The sequence below is a fragment of the Neglectibacter timonensis genome (assembly GCF_900048895.1).
Taxonomy (GTDB): domain Bacteria; phylum Bacillota; class Clostridia; order Oscillospirales; family Acutalibacteraceae; genus Acutalibacter; species Acutalibacter timonensis.
In genome coordinates this window covers 323646-345788 of the sequence record NZ_LT160640.1, presented here as the reverse complement: position 1 = coordinate 345788, position 22143 = coordinate 323646, and the positions used below count along the sequence as shown (strand labels likewise).

Sequence of the window (22143 nt, the reverse complement as noted above, 5' to 3'; positions counted from 1 at the left end):
CGCCGCTCCATAAAATCCTTGTCACGTCAACCCCCTCCTTTTCATAGGATACTGAGAAGACAAATTTTACCAAAGCGAGGGCTGGCCAGTGAATTTTCTTTTTTCCCTGCTGGAGGCGGCCGTTCTGGCGGCGGCCCTCTCCATGGATGCATTTGTGGCAAGCTTTGCCTACGGCAGCAATAAAATCCGTATCCCTCTCCTGTCCGCCCAAATCATCAATGTGATCTGCAGCAGCGTAGTGGGGGTCTCCATGTTGGCCGGTTCCCTGATACGCGGACTGATTCCACAAAGCCTCACCACCGCCATCTGTTTCGTGCTGCTTTTTATTCTGGGGCTTGTCAAACTACTCGACAGCCTGACCAAATCAATCATTCGAAAGCACAACAATCTGGAAAAGCAAATCCATTTCAGCCTGCTAAACTTTCGTTTTGTGCTGAGCCTTTATGCGGATCCTGAGAAAGCAGACCGTGACCATTCTAAAACAATTTCGCCGGGAGAAGCCGCCTCTCTGGCCGTCGCACTTTCCCTGGACGGTATGGCCGTAGGGTTCGGCGCGGCGTTGGGAAACTTAAACATCCTGGCAGTATTCCTCTGTTCCCTGATCACTGAAACCCTGGCGGTACTGCTGGGCAGCAAATTGGGGAATCGTCTGGCTAAAAAGCTGCCCTTCAACATCTCCTGGCTCAGTGGAGCGCTGCTTTTGGGTATGGCCTTTCTGAAGCTCTTTTAGCAGCCGGCCCCCACATAGTAAATAGGACACAAAATTTTACATGATGTGGGAAGGGCCCGCTGAAAATGCTTAAACTGCATTTTATGGCGGACCCTTCCCATTATCTTTTGGAACTCTATCAAGATCTCTTCGTCAATTTTTACTGGAGCTCAGCTTTGTAAGGGCATAGACTATCAGGGCAATCACGCCGATCACAACAAAAATACCCAACATACCCTTACCCATGATTCCCAGAGCTTCCATTATATTCTGCACGGTTTCAGGACTCATCTACTCTCTTCCTTTCCCTACGCCTGCTGTACAGGGCGTGTGCTATTCGTCATTTCCAGCTATTTTCTATCCGATCCTTCGTCTCTCTAGTCCACCTGAACTTACAGGAAAAATCCCAGCACAATTCCACCGGCCACGGCAGAAGCGATCTGTCCGGAAACATTGGCTCCTACGGCATGCATCAGCAGGTGATTCTGGTTATTCTCCGCAATTCCCATTTTTTCCACAACACGCGCCGACATGGGGAATGCAGAGATTCCGGCAGCTCCCACCATGGGATTGATCTTGTTCTTTGAAAACAGGTTGAGAAGCTTTGCAAAGAACACGCCGCCTATGGTATCAAACACAAAGGCAAACAGGCCCAAGGCCATAATCATCAGGGTCTGCAGTGTGACAAATTTATCCGCACGCATGGAGAAAGAGATGGTAATCCCCAGCAGCAATGTGACCAAATTGGCCAAATCGTTCTGGGCGGTCTCAGAAAGCCTGTTCAACACACCGCACTCGCGGATCAGGTTGCCAAACATCAGGAAGCCCACCAGAGAGACGGAGGCGGGAGCCACCAGGCCCGCGATCACCGTCACCAGGATGGGAAACAAAATCCTGGTGGTTTTGCTCACTGCAGCAGGACGGTACTCCATACGGATCGCCCGCTCCTTCTTGGTAGTGACAGCCTTGATGGCAACCGGCTGGATGATGGGCACCAGCGCCATATAGGAGTAGGCGGCTACTGCAATCGGCCCCACATAATTGGATTTCAGCACTTGAGATACCAGAATGGAGGTGGGGCCGTCCGCGGCGCCGATAATGCCGATTGACGCCGCATCTCGGATGGGAAAGCCCAAAACAGCGGCCAGGAAAATTGTGAGAAAAATACCGAATTGTGCCGCCGCACCGAAAAGGAACATCTTGGGGTTGGAGAGCAGCGGGCCAAAGTCAATCATCGCACCGATGCCGATGAACAGCAGCAGCGGGAATGCCTCCGACGCCTCAATCCCAATCTCAAAGAGCCACTGGATTATGCCATGCGTTTCCCCCACGCCCTGCATTGTCTGATTCAGAACACCGGACAAGGGCAGGTTTACCAGGATAGCTCCAAATCCCATCGGCAGCAGCAGCGCAGGCTCATAATCTTTTTTGATCGCAAGCCAGATGAGCACTGCGCCCACAGCGTACATCACCAGCTGCTGCCAGGTGACCGACAGCAGCCCTTCCCACAAGAATTCCATGTTTCTACATCCTTCCTTTTTTGAATAGTCTTCCCAATTAACAAAAATAAATGAGAGTGTTTCTCCTTCTCAGATCCCGCAGGAACCTGCAGGAAAATTCCGTTTGAGATAAAAAAACAGACCTGAGCCCTCGAAAAGATAGGCACAGGTCTGGTCGTTTCAAGCTAAACCAGAGCGGGTGACCGCCCATGATTGTTGATCTAGCTGCGCAGAATTCCACGCCGACTACTCCCCCATAGCAAAATAAAGTCTAGCACTTTTTGGAAGTGATGTCAACTGGTTCTTTTTAGAACAGACTACTGTAGTATTTCTGAAAACTTCCAAGCGTTATTGAGGCCAGTAGCTTATCTATATCCTGGCCTCCAGACAGTATGGAGGCCTGTTCTTCTGACAGGAAAATGCCGGAATAACCGGCAACAGGATTTTCCCTCTCCGGATTTGCCGCCATGAGAAACCCCCTTCCCGGAAGCAGCAATCCTCTCAGCCGGGCCCGTCATATAAATCAACCGGTTCTCCCGGCCCTTTCCATATAATCAATTTCCCGTCGTCCGTCATTTTACAAAATATTATGGATATGGAGCGGCAGTCTGAGCAAAAAAAACTCCTCAGACCGGCTTTGGCTGCTTATACAGCTCCCGCAGGAGGCTCAATACAAAGTCCTTGGAAATTGCAGAAGCCTGGGAACAGTTCCGTTCAAAATTCTCAGTTCCGGAATGTACTGCCGTATCTGTAAGTGTGCGCACCGATAAAAACGGAATTCGGTTTACATAACATACATGTGCGATACTTCCCGTTTCCATATCTACCGACAGCGGCGCATATTTCCGATTGATTTCTAAACGGTGTTCTTCCGTAATAAATTGTTCTCCAGTAGCCATCCTGCCAAAAAACACATTGCGCTCTTGTAAGGCAGCCCTTTTAGCAGCTTCCAACAGCTCCTGATCTGCCGGAAACCAAGCGGTCTGCATCCAGGGATGAAATTCGGTCAGGATATGCTCTTCCACATCGTGGTAAAGCGCCTGAGTAGAAACAACGGTGTCAAAAATCTGCAGTGATTCTTCCATTCCGCCGGCAGTTCCTGCATTGATAACAGCTTCCACCTGAAAGCAGTCGATCAATACCTGCGCGGCAATGGCGGCATTTACTTTGCATACGCCGCTGTACACAGCCGCCACAGGTATGCCCTCCAGCTCCCCTTCATGTACCTTCAGCATTGCCTTTTCCACAACCGTACAGGAATGGATATGGGACAGAAAAGGTTCCAACTCGCTATCTCCGGCACAGAGGATCCCTATTTTTTTCATTTCAATCGTTCCTCCTTCCAGAAGGCAGTCCCGCTGCCCCTTTTCTGTTTTTGGCTATCAGCAGAAACCTATGCTCCTGGTTCAAAAGGCACCCGCGCTCTTCTACCTCCCGCTGCAGCAGCAGCAAGCGGTCAAGGCAGTTGTCTACGGAGAAACCCGGAAATTCTCTTTCCCTCAGTTTCGCATAGAAGCAAAGGGCTCCCACATCCATAATTTTCGCCATAGGATACGCCTGGTTTTGGCACACCAGCCGAAATCCGGCTTTCCTAAATTTCGGGGCCTCGTTTTCCAAATTGAAAGCCAGTCCAGGTCGTTCCCGTTCCGGCAAAAGCCTTTGGGCAAGCAGCCTGCTGTTCTGACCTCCCGCTTGCTCTGTGAGAAAAAAGCCGCCGTCCCGCAGTACGCGCCGGACTTCTCCCACATCATACCCTTCATGGCGGTTGAGCACCAGATCAAAACTGTTATCTGGGAATGGCATTTCCTTTCCCTCTCCGCAGGTACAGTCCACCACTGTGACACCCAGGGACGTGAGCCGGCGCAAACAGAGCCTGTAATTTGCTGGGTCTCCCTCCGTGGCAGTCAGAAGCTGTCTGGGGTGGGAAAGAGAGAGGAGAAACTCGCCGCTGCCCGTCCCCATATCCAGGATTTTAATCCCGGGACGCAGGAAATCCAACACCTTCAGGCGATAGTCCCAAGGCGCCTTCCCCTTCAGATATCTGCCCTGCAAATGAGAAAAATCCCGGCCGGACAAGGCGCAGGACTCCTCATGCTTCCACAATTCTTTTCTTTCCGCCTGATTCATGAATCGCGGTCCACCTGGTGAAATTGTTTCAGATTTCCGGTTTTTTCACTGCGGCGGGCCAGTTCCGCCTCAACCTCATTAAAGGGAATCCCCTCATTGACCATAAGTACCATCAAGTGGTAAAGCAGGTCGCTGATCTCCCCAACGGTCTCCGGATTCTTCTTATTTTTAGCGGCAATAATGACCTCGCTGCACTCTTCCCCGCATTTTTTCAATATCTTATCCGTACCTTTTTCGAACAAATAACAGGTATAAGAGCCTTCTACCTGAGCCTCTTTCCGGGAAAGCACTGTTTCATACAGTTCCTGCAAAACATCCATCGTCGATTTTCCTTTCCAGCCCTCTTAAACAGCGGCAATCCGCCGTCTGTGCAGAGGATGATTTATTAATTTACCCGTTATGTATTATTTTTTTAAAGAAACAGCTTCTGCTGCCCGTATGGCATGCAGGACCCTTCTGATGCACCTTGACCAACAGGGTATCGTCATCACAATCAGCATGAATGCTCACGATCTTCTGCGTATTTCCAGAGGTCTCCCCTTTGTTCCATAAGGTATTCCTGCTGCGGCTGTAAAACCAGGTGTACCCGGTCTGCATGGATTTCACCAGGGACTCCCGGTTCATATAGGCCAGCATCAGCACTTCCCCAGTGCTTTCCTCCTGAATGATGGCGGGAATCAGGTCGGATTTTCTGAAATACCGCTCCAGTTCATCGTCCACTGCCGTCCTGTTTTTCGATGCCTTACTGGATATTTTTTGGCAGGCAATGATTGCCGCACGCAGATCCAACGCTCCCTGGTAGATGGACTTGCCCGCAATGGCCCCATACAGGCCCAAATCATACAGGTTTACAATATCCAAAAGGCTGCTCACGCCGCCGCTGGCAATAATATTGCAGCTGACGGAGCGGTTCAGCTTATCCAGCATCACCAGGTTGGGACCATTCATAGTGCCGTCCTTATAGATATCCGTACAGATAATATAATGGACGCCGATCTCCTCCATTCGCTTCGCCAGCTCGATATAATCCACCTGGCTCTGCTCAGTCCAGCCGTCGGCAGCCACCTTTCCGTCCAGGGCGTCAATGCCCACAGCTATCTTTTTTCCGTATTTCTTGACGGCTTCTCTCACAAAAGCGGGATCCCGTAAAGCTGCTGAACCCAGAATCACCCGGCTGACGCCCCTGCTCAGATAATGCTCTACGGTCTCCATGTCGCGAATTCCGCCGCCAACCTCTATATGCAGATCCACATTGTCCAGCACCTGGAAAATTGCTTCAGAATTTCTGGGCTTTCCGTCTTTGGCGCCATCCAAATCCACCATATGCATCCAACATGCGCCTTGGCTTTCAAACTGCTTTGCCGTCTCCACCGGGCTTTCCGCCACCACCTTGGCCGTGGCATAATCTCCTTGAAAAAGTCGGACGCACTTTCCGTTTTGTAGGTCAATGGCAGGCAAAATGATCATAGAATTTCAGCCTTTCTCCTGATGTTTTCAAACAGGCGTTCTCACAGCATTCCCTTGGAGGAAAGTATGACATCATCGTTGTTCAGTATGGCGGCCTTCCGCAGCGCATGGGCGGCCGCTTTAAAAAGAGACTCAATCATATGGTGCGTATTTTTGCCATACTCGCAGCGCAAATGTAAAGTAATTCCCGCGTTCATAGCAAAGGCCCTGAAAAATTCCTCCGTCATGCAGGAATCGAAATCACCGGTACGTTCCTGGGGAAACTCAGCTTGGAACACCAGAAACGGACGCCCGCTGATATCAGCCGCCGCAAATCCCAATGTTTCGTCCATAGGGATGTAAGCATGCCCAAACCGGTTGATACCCCGTTTGGAACCCAGCGCCTCCGCAAACGCCTTACCCAGAACGATGCCGGTATCCTCAATCGTATGGTGGCAGTCCACATGCCAGTCCCCTACCGTTTTCAGTTTGAGGCCAAAGCCTCCGTGGACTGCAAAGGCAGTGAGCATATGATCAAAAAATCCGACTCCCGTGGAGACTTCGATCTCGCCTCCATCGAAGGAAAACTCCAGAGAAACCTCTGTCTCTTTGGTTTTTCTGCTCAACGCGGCGTAGCGCTCCATCCCTATTCCCCCTTTTCTTTCAGATAGTTCAGCAGAACCTGAAGGAATTCCCTGTTTTCCTCCTCAGTTCCGCAGGTAACACGGATCAACCCTGAAGTGAACCGGACAGAAATCCCCTGTTCTCCCAAATACTGATAGAGCCTCTCCGGCTCTTCCAGTACCAGCGTTACAAAATTGGTACTGCCTCCAAAAACGGTAAAGCAATTGGGAAATTCCCCTCCAATCTGCTTTATCTGCTCCAACAAAAAATTTCTGGAGTTCAAAATTTCCGCCAGCGCTTTTTGCAGTTCTTCTTTGCGGCGCAGCACGGCTGCCCCAATCTTCTGGGTGACAGAATTGACGTTATAGGGCGACTTTACCGCCCGCAGCGCGCCGGCAAGCATATCGTTCGCCACGGCAAAACCCAGGCGCAGCGCCGCCATGCCAAAAGCTTTGGAGCAAGTACGCAGGAGAATGAGGTTGTCATAGTCCATAAATTCTTTCAGCAGACTTTCAGCGCCGAAATCCATATAGGCCTCATCCAGGATTACCAGGGCGTCCACACCGCGGATCAGCTTCCGCATTTCCTCCCGGCTCTGCACCACAGAGGTCGGGTTGCAGGGATTGCTGAAAATCAGCAGCTTTACTCCTTCATTGTTGCAGGTTTCGATCACTCTGTCAATATCCAGCGTAAAATCCTCTTTTTTTCCGATGACAACATGGCGCATTTCCTGAAGGAATCCGTTGAAGGCATACATGGAAAAATCCGGCTCAAGCGTGGCAAATGCATCGCCTTTCTGCAGAAAGGCTGTGAAAATCACGGTAATCAGCTCATCTGAACCATTACCCGCCACCACATTTCTGACGGGGACCCCGTAATAGCCGGAAAAAGCCTCGCAGGCCTCTTTTGCCAGAGGATCCGGATATCGGTTAAACTCCAGCTTGTCCAAATCAGCCTTAACCTCCTCCAGCACCTCGGCAGGAATTGGAAGAAAAGACTCGTTGGCATCCAGATGAATCCGGTACCGCTCCCCCACGGGGTCATAGGGCTTCAGATCCTTTATTTTATCGTTTAGACGATACAAGAGAACACCTGCTTCCAAAATAGTATTTCAGACAACCGCTGAACAAATCGTGCCAGACGGGTCAGTCCCCGTAGTGAGGGTGAAATCCGACATCTCTGCGCCCAAAAACCCGGAATACCCTTGGTCCTTTGAATACGGCAGAATTTTTCCGGGTTTTTCTGGAACCAACACAAAACCCGCCCCGTGTGCTGAGCACCGGATGGATTCAGCGCATGCTCGGCTTCACAAGATTTCCGGAAACGGAGAATCTTATGGAACTCACAGCTCTTTGCGCACCCGGATAGAGTTTGCATGGGCTGTCAGTTCTTCGGTTTCCGCCAGACGAATGATGTCGTCCGCAGCCTTCAGGAGTTCTTCCTTCGGATAGTAGATGAAACTGGACTTCTTGATAAAATCATCTACGGAAAGCGGCGAGAAAAACCTGGCCGTCCCACCGGTAGGCAGCACATGATTCGCTCCGGCAAAATAATCGCCCAGGGGTTCCGGAGAATAGTGGCCCAAAAATACCGAGCCGGCATTGTCCAGCCTGCCCAAATACTCGAAGGGGTCTTGGCAGCAGACCTCCAGGTGCTCGGGCGCCAGGTCGTTGGCAAATTCAACGGCCTGTTCCATGGATTCACAGACAATTACCGCCCCGAAACGGTCCAGCGACGCCTCGATGATTTCCTTTCGGGAGAGCGTCTCCACTTGCCGGTACAGAGCCTTTACCGTCTCCGCCGCCAGCTGTTCAGAATTGGTGATTAATATCGCGGAAGCCAGCCTGTCATGTTCCGCTTGGCTCATCAGATCGGCGGCCAGGTATTCCGGATTGGCGGAATCGTCCGCCACAATCAGGATCTCACTGGGGCCCGCAATCATATCGATGTCCACAACGCCATACAACTGCTTTTTTGCTGTGGCCACAAAAATATTTCCAGGCCCCACAATTTTATCCACCTTGGGCACACTCTCTGTACCGTAGGCTAAAGCTGCAACCGCTTGCGCTCCGCCCATCAGAAACACCCGATCCACGCCTGCCACAAGGGCGGCGGCGAGGATGTTGGGATCCGGCTTTCCTGTCCGTCCGGGCGGGGTGACCATGATAATTTCTCCCACTTCCGCAACCTGAGCGGGAATCACATTCATTAGAACAGAGGAGGGATATCCCGCCGTGCCGCCGGGCACATAAACGCCTACCCTGTGCAGGCCCCTGACCCTCTGGCCTGTGATGACACCGTTTCCCATAGGGTCGATGCGGCTCTGCTGTTTCTGCCTGGCATGAAACTCCCTGATATTCGCGGCGGCGCGGCGCAGGGATTCCAAAAAAGAGGGGTCGCAATCTTTAGAAAGCTCCTTCATCTCCGTTCTGGAGAGTTCCAGCGTTTCCGGAGTCCAACCGTCAAACTTCCTGGAATACGCTTTCACAGCTTCGTCGCCTCCCGATTTGACCTTCTTCAAAATGTCGGAAACCGTCTCCTCCACACTTTTTTCTGTCTCTCCCACCCGGGTCTTCAGCTCTTCGATAAAGCTCAGGCAAGTATCTCTGTCTCCCTTAACAACTCTGATCATCTCAATTTCCCCCTTTGATTGCGGCCTCCAGCCGTGCAGCTAAGGCTTCGATCTCTCGTTTCCGCAGCTTGAGACTTGCAGAATTTACAATAAGCCGGGCAGATACCTCCGCAATGCGTTCCACTACTTCCAGTCCATTCTCCCGCAGGGTTACGCCCGTTTCCACAATATCCACAATTCCATCAGACAAACCCAAAAGCGGAGCCAACTCCACGGAGCCCTCAATCCTGATGATACGCACGTCCATTTTCTTGCTCTCAAAAAAACGTCTGGCCACATTGGGATATTTGGACGCCACTGTCTTTTCCCGATAGCCGCTGTAAAAATCCACGCCGCGGGGCGCTGCCAGAGCAAAACCGCATCTTCCAAATCCCAGGTCCAGTATTTCAAAAAAATGGCTGCCGTGCTCCATGATGGTGTCTTTTCCTACCACACCCAAATCGCACACACCATGTTCCACATAGGTGATCACATCCGGGGCCTTGGCCAAAACCGCCTCCAGCTCGCCATCGCCTACAGGCAAGATCAGCTTCCTGCCCTTGTCTCTCAGACAGCTGCAATCCAGTCCAATCTGCTCGAACAACTCCACCGTGGATTTTTCCAGCCTGCCTTTTGTCAGCGCGATTCGCAAAGGCTTCACGGAAGCGTCACCTCCTTTGTTTCTTTTCCTACAGAAATCAGCGCTGCCGCACCGATCGCCGCAGCATAGGCTCTGGCCTCTTCTCTCGTCTCGAACACCGAGCTCTCACAATTTTTCCCCTCTGCAGTCAACTGGGAAAGAAGCTTTTGCGCCTCCATTTCATAGCCGTCCTCTCCATGGATTACCGTGACGGGTAACGCTTCCCTCTCCTCCGGAGACATCAAAACTGCCAAAGCCTCCACATCCGCCGCAAATCCCACAGCAGGCATAGGAGAATCGAACTTCTCACAGAGGCTGTCATACCGCCCGCCTAGAAGCACCGCTTCTCCGTGCTCCTGCACGTAGGAGCTGAACACCACGCCGGTATAGTAATCGTTCCGCTGCACCAGACCCAAGTCCACCATCAGCTTTTCTCCCAGGCCCAGACGGGAAAGTGAGGCATACAGCTTCCGCAGATAGCGGAGCACTCCAGCCGTTTCCTCATCCCTGCAATAAGCCTCCGCCGCTTCCAGAGCCTCCTCACCCCCGAAAAGCCGGGGCAGATTCCGGATTGCCTCCACAGCTTCCGAATTCCCCAATGGATCCAGCAGTTCGCTGAGAGCGGCATAATTTTTCGCTTCAATCGTAGCGCGGATTGCCTCCCGCCGCTCCGACGTTACGGGAAGGCGGTCCATCAAGGCGCCGAAAAGCCGGGCGTGGCCGATCTCCAGGCGAAAGTCAGACACGCAGGCGGAAACTGCGGCCACAGCTGTAGAAATCGCCTCCAAATCCGCTCTCAGTCCGGAAGCGCCCAACAGCTCAATCCCCATCTGTGCCGATTCGTCGCTGCGGCCCGAGAGATCAGGGGAATTCCGGTAGACGCTCTGATTATAATAAAGCCGCAGGGGCCGCTGCTGGTTCTGAAGCCGGGAGGCTGCCATTCTGGCAATGGGAAGCGTCGAATCCGGCCGGAAAACCAGCAGTCTTCCATGGTTATCCGTCGTCTTATACATCTCCTGCTGGGGAATAGCAGCTCCCGGCAGATCAAAAACATCAAAATATTCCAAGCCAGGTGTGATCACCTCATGATAACCCCTGGCGGTGAAGACCCGGGTCAGGCGTTCCTGCGCTCTGCGCTGCGCACGGCATTCCTCAAACAGAATGTCCCTGGTTCCTTCCGGCGTCACTTTGCTGTATGGTTTCATCGCTTTCTCTCTCTTCGCTTTAGTGTGCTACTATGATAATGTATAAAAGGGATCTTGTCAAGAATATTTTTCCACTCAGAACAGAGAGGTTTGGCTGCTTTCCGGCAGGCCGCTGAGTGCGCCTACCAGTCTTAGGGTGTCGATTACAGCGCTGGAAATCTTGGCTCTGGCCTGCAGGTCGTCGATGGAAATGTACTCTCCGCCAGTGCCGCGGGCTTCCATCAGGCTGATGGCAGCCGCGCCGCCAACGCCGCCCAGAGAGGAAAACGGCAGGCGGATCCGGCCGTCTTCCACCAGGAACTTTGTGGCGTGGGATTGATAGAGGTCAACCGGCAGCAATTCGATTTTTCGCGCCAGCATCTCATTGATGATCTGCAGTGTGCCGAATTCTGATTCTTCCTTGGCAGAGGCCTCACGGTTCTTGATTTTGGTATCCAGGTCTTTCATCTTGCGGTAGACGGCGTCTTTGCCCTGAATGGCCGTAACGCCGTCAAAATCATCGCTGCGCACGGTGAAGTAAGCGGCATAGAATTCAGTGGGCCGGTGCACCTTATACCAGCCCAAACGCAGGGCGGCAATCATATAGGCAGCGGCATGGGCCTTGGGGAACATGTATTTGATCTTAAAGCAGGAGTCGATATACCACTGAGGCACATCGTGTTCCTTCATCGCGTTGATATGCTCCTCAGTCAAAAGCTTTGAAGCCTTGCCTTTCCGGGTGATCTCCATGATTTTGAACGCCATTTTGGGTTGCAGTCCCTTATTCAGCAGATAGGTCATAATGCTGTCTCGGGTACCGATCACTTCAGAAATGGTACAGGTACCGTTTTTGATCAATTCCTCCGCGTTTCCCAGCCAGACGTCTGTACCATGGGACAGGCCGGAAACTTGAAGCAGGTCGGAAAACTTCGTGGGTTTGGATTCTTCCAGCATTCCCCGCACAAAATTGGTGCCCAATTCGGGCAGGGATAACGTTCCAGTTTTCACGCCGCCCAGCTCCTCTGCCGTCACGCCCAGGGCTTGCGGAGAATTGAAAAGGCTCATCACCTCCGGATCGCTCATGGAAACTTTCATCACGGGGATCCCTGTGTAATCCTCCAAATACCGGTAAATGGTGGGCACATCGTGCCCCAGCTCGTCCAGCTTACACACATTGTCATGAATGGAATGGAAATCGAAGTGGGTGGTGATGTTGTCCGACTTCTGGTCGTTTGCCGGATGCTGAACCGGGCAAAAATCATAGACTTCCATTCCCCTGGGTACAACGATCATGCCGCCTGGATGCTGGCCTGTGGTGCGCTTAATACCGGTACAGCCGATTGCCAGCCTTTTTTCTTCAGCCCTGTGGAAGGTTTTTCCATGTTCCTCCGCATACTTGCGCACGTAGCCCACAGCGGTCTTATCCGCCACTGTGGCGATGGTACCGGCCTTGAACACGTTGTCCCTTCCGAACAGCACCTCTGTATACCGGTGGGCTCCCGATTGATACTCCCCTGAAAAATTCAGGTCGATATCGGGAACCTTGTCTCCGTCGAAGCCAAGGAAGGTCTCAAAGGGGATTGTATGACCGTCCCGGTCCATGAGGGCGCCGCAGTCCGGACAATTCTTAGCCGGCAGGTCAAAACCGGAATCGATACTGCCGTCGGTGATAAACTCACTGTGCTTGCAATTGGGACAGATATAATGGGGCTCCAAAGGGTTAACCTCGGAAATACCAGACATACTGGCCACAAAAGAAGAACCCACAGATCCTCTGGAACCCACCAGATAGCCGTGCTCCTCAGAATCTGCCACCAGTTTCTGCGCCGTCATATACAACACGGAGAAGCCGTGCTTGTTGATGGAACCCAGTTCCTTTTCCAGACGTTTCTGGACGATATCGGGCAGCGGATCACCGTACCTTTCCTTGGCCCTCTCCCAGGTAATAGAGTTGAGCTGCTCCTCCGCACCGTCGATAAAAGGCGGAAAGTTACCTTGAGGTACAGGCCGCACATGTTCGATCATGTCTGCAATTTTGTTGGGATTGGTCACCACTACCTCGAAGGCCTTTTCCTTCCCCAGATAGGAAAACTCCTCCAGCATTTCCGGAGTGGTGCGCATATAGAGCGGGGCCTGCTCATCCGCATCAGAAAAGCCCTTGCCCGCCATAATAATGCGCCGGAAATCCGCATCCTTAGGGTCTTTAAAATGCACGTCACAGGTAGCCACCACCGGTTTATGCAGCTTTTCGCCAATCTTCACGATGGTCCTGTTGTATTCCCGCAGTCCTTCGATATCCGTATCGCCGTTTCGTACCATGAACATATTGTTTCCCAGCGGCTGTATTTCCAAATAATCATAGAAATCCGCAATTTTACACAGGTTATCAAAGGACTCGCCCCGCGTCATAGCACGGAACAGCTCGCCTGCCTCACAGGCGCTGCCGATCAGCAGGCCTTCACGGTATTGACTGAGCACGCTCTTAGGGGTCCTTGGCGTACGGTAGAAGTAGTGCAGATGGCCTTCGGAAATGATGCGGTACAGGTTTTTGAGACCGGTTTGGTTCTTTACCAGGATGATCTGATGATAGGCGGGCAGCTTTTTCGGGTCTCCTCCCGCCAGGGCGGAGTTGATATCCGCCACTGTCTTTGCGCCCCGGTCATCCTTAAGCCGGGCGATCAAATTCAGGAAGATCTCTCCCAACACGGCGGCATCGTCATCCGCACGGTGGTGGTTGAACGGCTTGAGCTTTAGGTAAGAGGCTACCGTATCCAGCTTGCAGTTCTTAATATCCTTCAGCAGGGAACGGCAGACCGGGACAGAGTCGATATAGGGATACTCGAAGCCCATTCCACAGCGCTCTGCCGCCGCTCTGAGAAAGCCGGTGTCAAAGCCCGCGTTGTGCGCCACGAGAACCATATTTCGATTTCCGCAGAATTCATAAAACCGCGCCAGCGCCTCCGCCTCAGAAGGCGCATCCTGCACCATGGCGTCCGTAATCCCGGTAAGTTCTGTAATCTTCTGGGGAATCGGCATTTCCGGATTGACAAAAGTGTCAAAATGCTCTGTCACCTCTCCGCCGCGAATCCGCACGGCGCCGATTTCCGTAATTCTGTCTTTTCTGGCCGAGAGACCTGTGGTTTCCAGGTCAAAACAGATAAATTCATCATCGAGAGAACGGCTACTCTCTCCGCTTACAGCAGGCACCAAATCATTGACGAAATAGGCTTCCATACCATAGATGACCTTAAAATCCGGATCCTCCTTATGGATAGCCTCCACCGTATTCATAGCTTCCGGGAATGCTTGGGCCACCCCATGGTCCGTAATGGCGACAGCTTTCTGCCCCCATTTGTGCGCCTGCCTGATTAAATCCGCTGCCGGCGACATACCGTCCATATCGGACATATTGGTATGCAGGTGAAGCTCCACCCGCTTTTCCAGGGCGTCGTCCACGACCTGCACCTGTTCTACCTTTGCAATAGAACGGGGGCGCATCACATTCTCGCGGTCATACTTGTCATAGGAAATTTCACCGCGCACCAATATGGACATCCCGGTTTTCAGGGTATCCAGAGCCTTACACTGATTGATTTCCTGAATCACCTTCAGCGTGATAGAACCGGTATAATCCGTGATATCGATACTGTAGATTTTCCTGGCTTTATCCCGCGTTTCCTTTGTCTCTATGGAAAAGATTTCGCCCCATACTGTCAGGCTGCCGCTTTCGATCGTAGCTTCCTTGATTGGTATGGGTTTTGCCTTCGGCACATTTCCCATCACCTCCCGGGCCGTCTCCAAAATAACGGAAGGCAGCATTGTGCTCTCATCCCGAATGCTGAGCTTGCGGCGGCCGGCCTTTTCCTTCATGGATTCTTCATACCGCTCCTGTTCCTCCACAACGGTCTCTCTCTTCTTTTTTTCTTCCTGGATCCGGATTTTCTCTATGAAAGACTCCTCACCGTCCTCCAGAGAGAGCTTCCCCACAAATTCCACCGAGCACTCCACCTGAAACCATTCTCTCACCAGCTGCTTGAGCTTCAGGTCCGTGTTCCGCGCCGCCAGCAAATCATAACCGCCGTGTGCCAGGCGGATGGAAAGCTTTCCCTTCTCCAGCTTGGCTTCTGCATTCTTGAAAGTGCCGTTTAACATGGCGTCCCGTTCCTTCAGCGCCTGTACCAGAGAGGAAACACAAGCTGCGGAAAAGCACTCCCGATGGAAATGCGGCAGAACCCTTACTGTGCTCAGACCAAATGCAGGACCCTCCAACGCTTTTTCCAGACGCTTGATTTCACTGTACTCCACAAAGGAAGGGAAATCCACATGTATTTTCACCGAACGGTCTTGCCGGCTGACGGAAAAATTGAGAATTCCTCCGGAAAGAAGCTCTTCCGGAAATGTTTGGCCGTTCAATTCTTTTCTAAAAAAACTGCCCAGTGTATTCAATGTGATATGTACTCCTCTTTCTTTCTAGTGGGAAAGATTCCCCGCCCTGTATGCCGCTTTGAAACGGCTGCCCTCCGTAAGTAAAGGGCAGCCGCCTTTATAGCTTTTCGATCTCATGAAACAGCTCTTCCAGGAGTCTGGATTCCGGCACTTTCCTGACGATCTTCCCCTTCTTAAAAATCAGGCCTTCCCCTTCTCCTCCGGCAACGCCGATATCCGCCTCCCGCGCTTCGCCAGGACCGTTCACAGCGCAGCCCATCACCGCCACAGTGATCGGCTTCCGGCAGTCTTTCAGGCGTTCCTCCACCTGATTTGCCAGGGCAATCAGATTGATCCTGGTTCTTCCGCAGGTCGGGCATGAAACAAACCGCACGCCCTTTTTCAAGTCCAGCGCACGCAGTATATCGTTTGCAGCTTTGATTTCCTCCACGGGATCCGCTGTGAGGGATACCCGAATCGTATCTCCAATCCCCCGCTGCAGCAAACTGCCGATGCCGATAGCGGATTTGATCAGTCCCATACGGGCGGTTCCGGCCTCAGTCACCCCCAGATGCAGGGGATATTCGCATTTCTCAGCAATCTGTTCATAGGCCCGTATGGTCAGATCCACAGAAGATGCCTTCAAGGAGATCACAATATCGTCAAAATCGTATTTTTCCAGCAGAGAGACATGGTAGAGAGCACTTTCACACAACGCCTCCGGCGTGGGACCGCCATACTTTGCCAGGATGTGCTTTTCCAGAGAACCGGAGTTCACTCCTACCCGGATGGGAATACGCTTCTGACGGCAGGTATCCGCCACCGCTTTCACCCGGCTCTCCTCTCCAATATTGCCTGGATTGATCCGGATTTTATCGATTCCCGCAGCCGCTGCCTCCAGTGCCAGCCGGTAATCAAAATGAATATCTGCCACCAAAGGGATCGAAACTTTCTCCTTGATTGCAGGGATCAGCGCAACTGCCTCCTTATTGGGAATGGCAGCGCGCAAAATTTCGCAGCCGGCCCGCTCCAGTTCCAACGCCTGGCGCACACTGCCAGCCACATCTGTCGAAGGCACGCTCAACATAGACTGCACCGTTACCGGCGCACCGCCGCCCAACAGCACGTTTCCCACCCGTACCTGTTTGGAATTTCTCATAAAACAACCCACCAAAAAACTATTTTAAAATCCGGAAGCAGGCAGGCTGTTTTCCCCGCCTGCTTCTGTTCATCCCCGTATCAACCGCAGTACATCATTGAAAGCGATAAGCACCATCAGTCCCAGCAGCAATACAAAGCCTGCCGCGTGGATATAGCCCTCATATTTAGCGGGAACAGGCTTCCGCGACACTCCCTCCCAAATCAAAAACAAAAGGCGTCCGCCGTCCAGCGCCGGCAGCGGCAGCAAATTCACAATACCGAGATTCACCGTAATCATGATAATCATCATGACAATGTTGGAAACCGCCGTTCCGAACCCTTCCTTGAGACCCTGGCCCGCCGCCTGAGCAATTACCTGCGCCGTTCCGACAGGCCCCGCAATATCATTGAGGCCAAACCGCCCCGTCAACATTCCTTTCAGGCTTTCGATAACCATGCGGGCCATCGATATGGTATCGGCTGCTGCGTTCTTGATCAGATTCCAAAAAGAATTTTTGACACCCAGCACCTTGAAATCCATTGCCAGCACCGTTTTGCCATCCTCCGTACTCTCCGACCGCATCTGGGTCTCTCCAAGGTCCACCTTCTGCCCATCGCGCTTCACCACAAAATGAACCGCATTCGGGTCGGCAAGAGCTAACGCAAAAGAGAGATCACGGCCGGTAAATACTGCATAATGATCCACCTCGACAATATAATCACCCACTTGAGCCCCTGCCGCTTCCAAACTGGAGTTTTCTGTAAAACCTGCAATCTGAGTGGTAGCAAACACATCCTGCTGCCCATACAGAATCAGCATCAAAACAAAACCTAAAATGATGTTAAAAATACCGCCGGCGATTACCACCAAAATCCTTTTCCAAACCGGTTTTTTCCCAAAGGCCCGTTCGTCTTCACTTTCCCCATCTTCACCTTCCATGGCACAATAGCCGCCAATTGGGAACAGCCGCAGCGCATACTGGGTTTCTCCCTTTTGAAAGCTAAAAAGCTTCGGTCCCATCCCTAATGCAAATTCATTGACCCGGATGCCCGAAGCCTTCGCCAAAAGGAAATGTCCCAGCTCATGAAAAAAGATTACAAACCCGAACAGCAACACGCCGATAAGAATTAAGAGGATTACCGTCAGTACCTGCAAAAAATCATCTCCGTCTCATAATATAGCAGCCAAAAGCCATTCAGCCTGCCGTTTCTTCCACAAAACACCGGGCCTCCCGGTCTGCCTGCAGTACAGCCTCCAGGTCCATCCGATCCGTATCCGGCTGATGTTCCATTGCCGCCTGCACCAAATCCGGAATATCCAGAAAGCCAATTTTCCCTGCCAAAAACAATTCCACCGCTTTCTCATTGGCGCCGTTAACAGCCGCGGGTACAAGTCCGCCCCGTTCCATTGCCTGGATGCAAAGCGGCAGACACCGGAAAGTTTCCCGGTCCGGCTCTGAAAATGTAAGCGTTCCATATTCCCACAGCCTCAGCTCCTCCACCTGAGAGTGCAGCCGCTGGGGAAAAGTCAAAGCGTATTGAATGGGGATGCGCATATCGGGCAAACCAAGCTGCGCTATCACGGAATGGTCCCGGTATTCGATCAGAGAATGCACGATGCTTTCCCGATGCACCACCACTTCAATTGACTCCGGAGCAACGCCGAACAACCATGAGGCCTCGATCACCTCCAACCCCTTGTTCATCAATGTGGCAGAATCCACCGTGATCTTTGCGCCCATACTCCAGTTGGGATGCTTGAGCGCCTGCGCGGGAGTAATGTTCTTCAGTTCTTCCTTTGTCCAGCCCCAAAAAGGACCTCCGGAAGCCGTAAGGATCAGCTTTTTCAGAGCTTTCTCTTCCGGGCAGCCCTGCAGGCATTGAAAGATAGCGGAGTGCTCGCTGTCTACGGGAAGGATACTTACCTTATTCTGCTCTGCCTCCCCCATGACAATACGTCCGCCCGCTACCAACGTCTCCTTATTGGCCAGCGCCACTGTTTTCTTGGCGCGAATGGCCGCAAGGGTAGGTCTCAGCCCTACCATCCCCACAACAGCATTCAGCGTCATATCAGCAGTATCCCAAGCCGCCGCTTCACAGAGACCTTCTATACCTTCCAGTACCGGAACCTGCAGGTCCCGGATGCGGACCCGCAGTTCCTGGGCGGCAACAGGGTCATATACAACGGCGGCGGCTGGACGGAATTCCCGGATTTGTTCCTCCAACAAACGAATATTGGACCGTGCCGCCAAAACTTCTACCTGAACGGGAAAACCGCCGCGGGACAATCCGCGTACGACATCCAGCGCCTGCGTTCCGATGGAACCTGTCGAACCGAGCAGAGAGAGTTTCTTCATAAACGCCTTTCCCCACCTTCCGTAAACAATTCCATGAAAGGCACCCTTCCGTTGGGTGCCTAAAATTATGATCCGCCTTTGAACGCCACAAACGCCCAAAGGCGGTAAGCCCGCAAATTTGATCCACGATATGCACAACGGCAAGCATCACACGACAATCGGCAGATATTCTACCAGAAGATAGACAAAAGGCGCCGTAAAAATCACACTGTCGAAACGGTCCAGAATTCCGCCATGTCCCGGGATTACCTGACCAAAATCTTTAATATGGCAGCTGCGCTTAATCAGGGAAAAACTCAGATCTCCCAGCATGGAAACAAACGTGCCGAAAAACCCGATGAGAAACAGCGAAAGATAATTTACCTGCTTCTCCCCGCCGTAAAATACTTGGGAGAAAAAAAGACCGCACAACATGACAAAAGCCACATTGACCACCAACCCGCCGATTGCGCCTTCCACCGTTTTCTTGGGGCTGATTTCCGGGCAAAGCTTATGCTTTCCAAAAAAGGTCCCCGCAAAAAAAGCGCCTACATCCGCAACCCAGGCGGCTAAAACCGCAATTAGGACATAGAACATACCGTGATGAACGCTTAGAGACCGCAGCGTCACCAAGGTCTGCAGGGCACACGGAATCAGCACCACCATACTATAAAGCACGGCCACCTCTTTAAAAGAGGTTTCATGATGGTAAAGGATCATCGCGGTAAACAGCATCAAGGTGTACAGACAGTATACCAAAAACTGCATTTCATTCCCGCCGCAGAATGGAACTGCTGCAGCCGCAGCCAAAGACGGAACCACCAGGAACCACTTTCGTGCAAGCCCCAACGCTTTTGTCAGTTCAAATATAGAGGCCGCAGAAATAAGGGCTACCGCAATATTGAGAGCCAGCGGAAACGACTGGTTGAAAACAATGATGGCAGCAAAAAAAGCCACAAGCACGGCACCAGATAAAATGCGCTGTTTCATAAAAACATTCCTTTGTATTGTCAAATTCTTCCCTTGGAGTAACCATTGATTCCATTCGGCGGGCAGCTTGCGAGTCAGCATTTAAGACAGTCTCAGCAAATAGCAGAAGAAATACTGCCGCATTCAGAATGCCAAAAGCATTTCGAAATTTCTTGACACAGAAATGTCTGAAATCTGTCCGCAGAATGTACGCCAAGCCATGAGGCGTAATGGATTCAGCGATTACTGGAAGGCAGACATGCTTACACTCCGCCGAAACGGCGCTGCCGGGAATTATATATCGCGATGGCTTCGTCCAAATCCCGCGGCCTGAAATCCGGCCACAGAATGTCAAAATAAACAAATTCAGAATAGGCGCTCTGCCAAAGTAGAAAATTGGAAATTCTCTGTTCTCCGCTGGGACGGACAATAAGATCAGGGTCCGGCTGTCCTGCCGTATAAAGACGGGCAGAGACAGTTTTTTCCTCAATCTGGTCGGGAGTGAGCGCTCCGCAGCGCACCTCTTCGGCAATCCGCTTCACTGCCGCAGTAATTTCCGCCCTGCCCCCGTAATTCATGGCAAGATTCAGAACCATCCCGGTTTTTGGAGCGGAAGCCTCTTCCACTTCATGGATGAGCTTCTGCAAATCCGGCGGAAATTTAGTGACATCGCCAATAAACTTCACGCGGATATTTTCATCCATAAAATCACGCAAGGCCTCTTCCAAATACTGTTTGAACAGTAGTAACAAAGCCCCCACCTCGTCATCTGGCCGCGACCAGTTTTCCGTGGAGAACGCGTACATCGTCAGGTATTTTACACCGATTTTGGAAGCATAACGCGTGATTGTGCGGAAATTCGAAGCGCCAGCCTTATGCCCGGCGGAACGAGGCAGGCGGCGCTTTTTCGCCCACCTGCCGTTTCCATCCATAATAATCCCGATATGCGCAGGGATTTCCTGATGCTGCAGCACAGCTTTCTTTCCAAAAAGCAATACATTTCCTTCTTTCCGGTCACAGATCAGATCTCCATGATTTCCTTTTCCTTGCGTTCAAAGCAGGCTTGCGCATTTTTTACATATTTGTCGGTTAACTCCTGGGTCTTCTTTTCAGCATGCTTCAAATCATCTTCTGTAATTTCACCGGCCTTTTTCATTTCCTTCAATTTTTCGATGGCATCCCGGCGGATAGAACGAAGGGCAATTTTGGCCTCCTCCGCCATTTTACTAGTCTCCTTGACCAGCTCATGCCGGCGTTCCTCATTGAGCGGCGGGAACACCAGACGGATGACTCGACCGTCATTCTGAGGATTTACCCCCAGATCAGAGGTTTGAATCGCTTTTTCGATCCCCCGCAGCACTGAGGCGTCCCAAGGCTGGATCGTGAGCACGCGGGCTTCGGAAACCGCAACTGCAGCCAGCTGATTGATGGGAGTAGGCGTATCATAATAATTGACTGTAATCCTGTCGAGCACAGCGGGATTGGCCCGGCCGGCCCGGACTGCGGCGTAATCCTCTTCCAGATGGTCGATGGTTTTGTTCATCTTATGTTCTGCTTTTTCGAATACGTCTTTCATCTCTGCCATGTTCTTGACTTCCTTTCTGACTTCTACCTGTTTTATATTTTGGGCGGCAGACAATCCCTGCCGCAGAAGCGCTTATTCTACAAGGGTGCCTACTTTTTCGCCCGTTACAGCGCGGACGATGTTTTCCGGGTCTTCAATGCTGAACACCAGGAAAGGAATATTGCGGTCTCTGCAGAAGGATGCCGCGGTCATATCCATAACCCCTAGGTTTTTGTTGAGCACATCGCTATAGGTGAGCTTATCAAACTTCACTGCATCTGGGTTACTTTTGGGATCGCTGTCATATACCCCGTCCACCATGGTTGCCTTGAGGATCACGTCCGCCTCAATTTCCGCAGCCCGCAGTGCGGCGCCGGTATCTGTGGAGAAAAAGGGATTCCCTGTGCCGCAGCCGAATACTACCACCCTCCCCTTCTCCAAATGCCTGACTGCCCGGTTGCGGATATAAGGCTCAGCCACCTCCTGCATGGCGATTGCTGTCTGAACCCGCACATCCAGGCCCAGCTGTTCCAGGCCGTCCGCCACACCCAGAGCGTTGATCACCGTTGCCAGCATACCCATATGATCGGCTCTGGTACGGTCCATTTTCCCGCTGCTTCGGCCCCGCCAGAAATTGCCGCCGCCAACTACAATCGCCACTTCCGCGCCCATATCCACGCATTTCTTTACGGGCTCGCAAATTTTCAACACCGTGTCAAAATCAATGCCATGTCCAATGTCTCCCGCAAGAGATTCTCCGCTGAGTTTGAGCAGGATACGCTTGTATTTCAGTGCCATGCTATCTCCCCGTTCCACAAATTATATTCGTTTTTATTGTACATGATATCCTATCCTTTGTAAAGAAAAAA

General features: G+C 51.9%; 21 protein-coding genes and 1 pseudogene. 1 reads left to right on the top strand and 21 read right to left on the bottom strand.

The genetic code is table 11. The annotated features are described in order from the left end of the window. The first annotated feature begins 88 nt into the window (after window positions 1-88). Window positions 89-730, top strand: coding sequence for a sporulation membrane protein YtaF (gene ytaF, locus BN3911_RS10480; protein WP_082942236.1), 642 nt, complete (start codon window positions 89-91; stop codon window positions 728-730). Between the two features lie 132 nt (window positions 731-862). Here the strand turns inward: ytaF and BN3911_RS10475 are convergent, their stop codons facing one another. The 21 genes and pseudogenes from BN3911_RS10475 to pyrH form a co-directional block, all read right to left on the bottom strand. After that, window positions 863-1000: a sodium pump decarboxylase gamma subunit gene (locus BN3911_RS10475; RefSeq protein WP_066865192.1), complete on the bottom strand. Its 138-nt coding sequence runs from the start codon at window positions 998-1000 to the stop codon at window positions 863-865. 101 nt (window positions 1001-1101) lie between these two features. Further along, window positions 1102-2229: a sodium ion-translocating decarboxylase subunit beta gene (locus BN3911_RS10470; RefSeq protein ID WP_066865189.1), complete on the bottom strand. Its 1128-nt coding sequence runs from the start codon at window positions 2227-2229 to the stop codon at window positions 1102-1104. Window positions 2230-2515: 286 nt separating this feature from the next. Continuing rightward, entirely contained in the window at window positions 2516-2677 is a 162-nt protein-coding gene (locus BN3911_RS17200) for a hypothetical protein (RefSeq protein ID WP_154669701.1), read from the bottom strand. A gap of 157 nt (window positions 2678-2834) precedes the next feature. Next, window positions 2835-3533, bottom strand: coding sequence for a 5'-methylthioadenosine/adenosylhomocysteine nucleosidase (locus BN3911_RS10465; protein ID WP_066865186.1), 699 nt, complete (start codon window positions 3531-3533; stop codon window positions 2835-2837). A 1-nt stretch (window position 3534) separates the two neighbouring features. Continuing rightward, the gene (locus tag BN3911_RS10460) at window positions 3535-4335 is read right to left on the bottom strand and encodes a class I SAM-dependent methyltransferase (protein WP_066865183.1); all 801 of its coding nucleotides are present in this window, start codon (window positions 4333-4335) and stop codon (window positions 3535-3537) included. Further along, on the bottom strand, window positions 4332-4655 hold the full coding sequence (gene hisE, locus BN3911_RS10455) for a phosphoribosyl-ATP diphosphatase (RefSeq protein ID WP_066865180.1): 324 nt from the start codon (window positions 4653-4655) through the stop codon (window positions 4332-4334). The genes BN3911_RS10460 and hisE overlap by 4 nt, the downstream gene beginning before the upstream one ends. A 70-nt stretch (window positions 4656-4725) precedes the next feature. Then, window positions 4726-5055 (bottom strand): phosphoribosyl-AMP cyclohydrolase, encoded by a 330-nt coding sequence (gene hisI, locus BN3911_RS17610; RefSeq protein WP_242871158.1) that lies wholly within the window; start codon window positions 5053-5055, stop codon window positions 4726-4728. 36 nt (window positions 5056-5091) lie between these two features. Beyond that, a pseudogene (gene hisA / locus BN3911_RS10450) lies at window positions 5092-5802 on the bottom strand (1-(5-phosphoribosyl)-5-[(5-phosphoribosylamino)methylideneamino]imidazole-4-carboxamide isomerase); the annotation flags it as partial. Window positions 5803-5843: 41 nt separating this feature from the next. Further along, entirely contained in the window at window positions 5844-6425 is a 582-nt protein-coding gene (gene hisB, locus BN3911_RS10445; protein ID WP_066865174.1) for an imidazoleglycerol-phosphate dehydratase HisB, read from the bottom strand. Window positions 6426-6427: 2 nt separating this feature from the next. Beyond that, on the bottom strand, window positions 6428-7489 hold the full coding sequence (locus BN3911_RS10440) for a pyridoxal phosphate-dependent aminotransferase (RefSeq protein WP_066865171.1): 1062 nt from the start codon (window positions 7487-7489) through the stop codon (window positions 6428-6430). Window positions 7490-7747: 258 nt separating this feature from the next. Then, complete coding sequence (hisD, locus tag BN3911_RS10435; protein ID WP_066865168.1) at window positions 7748-9037, bottom strand: histidinol dehydrogenase; 1290 nt, start codon at window positions 9035-9037, stop codon at window positions 7748-7750. 1 nt (window position 9038) lies between these two features. After that, entirely contained in the window at window positions 9039-9677 is a 639-nt protein-coding gene (hisG, locus tag BN3911_RS10430; protein WP_066865165.1) for an ATP phosphoribosyltransferase, read from the bottom strand. After that, window positions 9674-10861, bottom strand: coding sequence for an ATP phosphoribosyltransferase regulatory subunit (hisZ, locus tag BN3911_RS10425; protein WP_066865162.1), 1188 nt, complete (start codon window positions 10859-10861; stop codon window positions 9674-9676). The genes hisG and hisZ overlap by 4 nt, the downstream gene beginning before the upstream one ends. A 75-nt stretch (window positions 10862-10936) precedes the next feature. Beyond that, complete coding sequence (locus BN3911_RS10420) at window positions 10937-15286, bottom strand: PolC-type DNA polymerase III (RefSeq protein ID WP_242871113.1); 4350 nt, start codon at window positions 15284-15286, stop codon at window positions 10937-10939. A 97-nt stretch (window positions 15287-15383) separates the two neighbouring features. After that, window positions 15384-16424: a flavodoxin-dependent (E)-4-hydroxy-3-methylbut-2-enyl-diphosphate synthase gene (ispG, locus tag BN3911_RS10415; protein WP_066867770.1), complete on the bottom strand. Its 1041-nt coding sequence runs from the start codon at window positions 16422-16424 to the stop codon at window positions 15384-15386. A gap of 69 nt (window positions 16425-16493) precedes the next feature. Continuing rightward, window positions 16494-17561: a M50 family metallopeptidase gene (locus tag BN3911_RS10410; protein WP_066865159.1), complete on the bottom strand. Its 1068-nt coding sequence runs from the start codon at window positions 17559-17561 to the stop codon at window positions 16494-16496. A 40-nt stretch (window positions 17562-17601) separates the two neighbouring features. Then, entirely contained in the window at window positions 17602-18762 is a 1161-nt protein-coding gene (locus tag BN3911_RS10405; protein WP_066865156.1) for a 1-deoxy-D-xylulose-5-phosphate reductoisomerase, read from the bottom strand. A 147-nt stretch (window positions 18763-18909) separates the two neighbouring features. Then, entirely contained in the window at window positions 18910-19731 is an 822-nt protein-coding gene (locus BN3911_RS10400; protein WP_066865152.1) for a phosphatidate cytidylyltransferase, read from the bottom strand. Between the two features lie 242 nt (window positions 19732-19973). Then, window positions 19974-20705 carry an isoprenyl transferase gene (locus BN3911_RS10395; RefSeq protein WP_256294299.1) on the bottom strand — a complete coding sequence of 244 codons (732 nt, stop codon included), beginning with the start codon at window positions 20703-20705 and terminating at the stop codon, window positions 19974-19976. Window positions 20706-20731: 26 nt separating this feature from the next. Next, window positions 20732-21286, bottom strand: coding sequence for a ribosome recycling factor (gene frr / locus BN3911_RS10390; RefSeq protein WP_066867762.1), 555 nt, complete (start codon window positions 21284-21286; stop codon window positions 20732-20734). An 81-nt stretch (window positions 21287-21367) separates the two neighbouring features. After that, window positions 21368-22072 carry a UMP kinase gene (pyrH, locus tag BN3911_RS10385; protein ID WP_066865150.1) on the bottom strand — a complete coding sequence of 235 codons (705 nt, stop codon included), beginning with the start codon at window positions 22070-22072 and terminating at the stop codon, window positions 21368-21370. Between the last annotated feature and the right edge of the window lie 71 nt (window positions 22073-22143).

What these genes read in the sequence shown, in the direction of transcription:
- BN3911_RS10475 (WP_066865192.1), bottom strand. Translation starts at nt 1,000, where the DNA reads ATGAGTCCTGAAACCGTGCAGAATATAATGGAAGCTCTGGGAATCATG.
- BN3911_RS10470 (WP_066865189.1), bottom strand. Translation starts at nt 2,229, where the DNA reads ATGGAATTCTTGTGGGAAGGGCTGCTGTCGGTCACCTGGCAGCAGCTG.
- BN3911_RS17200 (WP_154669701.1), bottom strand. Translation starts at nt 2,677, where the DNA reads ATGGCGGCAAATCCGGAGAGGGAAAATCCTGTTGCCGGTTATTCCGGC.
- BN3911_RS10465 (WP_066865186.1), bottom strand. Translation starts at nt 3,533, where the DNA reads ATGAAAAAAATAGGGATCCTCTGTGCCGGAGATAGCGAGTTGGAACCT.
- BN3911_RS10460 (WP_066865183.1), bottom strand. Translation starts at nt 4,335, where the DNA reads ATGAATCAGGCGGAAAGAAAAGAATTGTGGAAGCATGAGGAGTCCTGC.
- hisE (WP_066865180.1), bottom strand. Translation starts at nt 4,655, where the DNA reads ATGGATGTTTTGCAGGAACTGTATGAAACAGTGCTTTCCCGGAAAGAG.
- hisB (WP_066865174.1), bottom strand. Translation starts at nt 6,425, where the DNA reads ATGGAGCGCTACGCCGCGTTGAGCAGAAAAACCAAAGAGACAGAGGTT.
- hisD (WP_066865168.1), bottom strand. Translation starts at nt 9,037, where the DNA reads ATGATCAGAGTTGTTAAGGGAGACAGAGATACTTGCCTGAGCTTTATC.
- hisZ (WP_066865162.1), bottom strand. Translation starts at nt 10,861, where the DNA reads ATGAAACCATACAGCAAAGTGACGCCGGAAGGAACCAGGGACATTCTG.
- ispG (WP_066867770.1), bottom strand. Translation starts at nt 16,424, where the DNA reads ATGAGAAATTCCAAACAGGTACGGGTGGGAAACGTGCTGTTGGGCGGC.
- BN3911_RS10405 (WP_066865156.1), bottom strand. Translation starts at nt 18,762, where the DNA reads ATGAAGAAACTCTCTCTGCTCGGTTCGACAGGTTCCATCGGAACGCAG.
- BN3911_RS10400 (WP_066865152.1), bottom strand. Translation starts at nt 19,731, where the DNA reads ATGAAACAGCGCATTTTATCTGGTGCCGTGCTTGTGGCTTTTTTTGCT.
- frr (WP_066867762.1), bottom strand. Translation starts at nt 21,286, where the DNA reads ATGAAAGACGTATTCGAAAAAGCAGAACATAAGATGAACAAAACCATC.
- pyrH (WP_066865150.1), bottom strand. Translation starts at nt 22,072, where the DNA reads ATGGCACTGAAATACAAGCGTATCCTGCTCAAACTCAGCGGAGAATCT.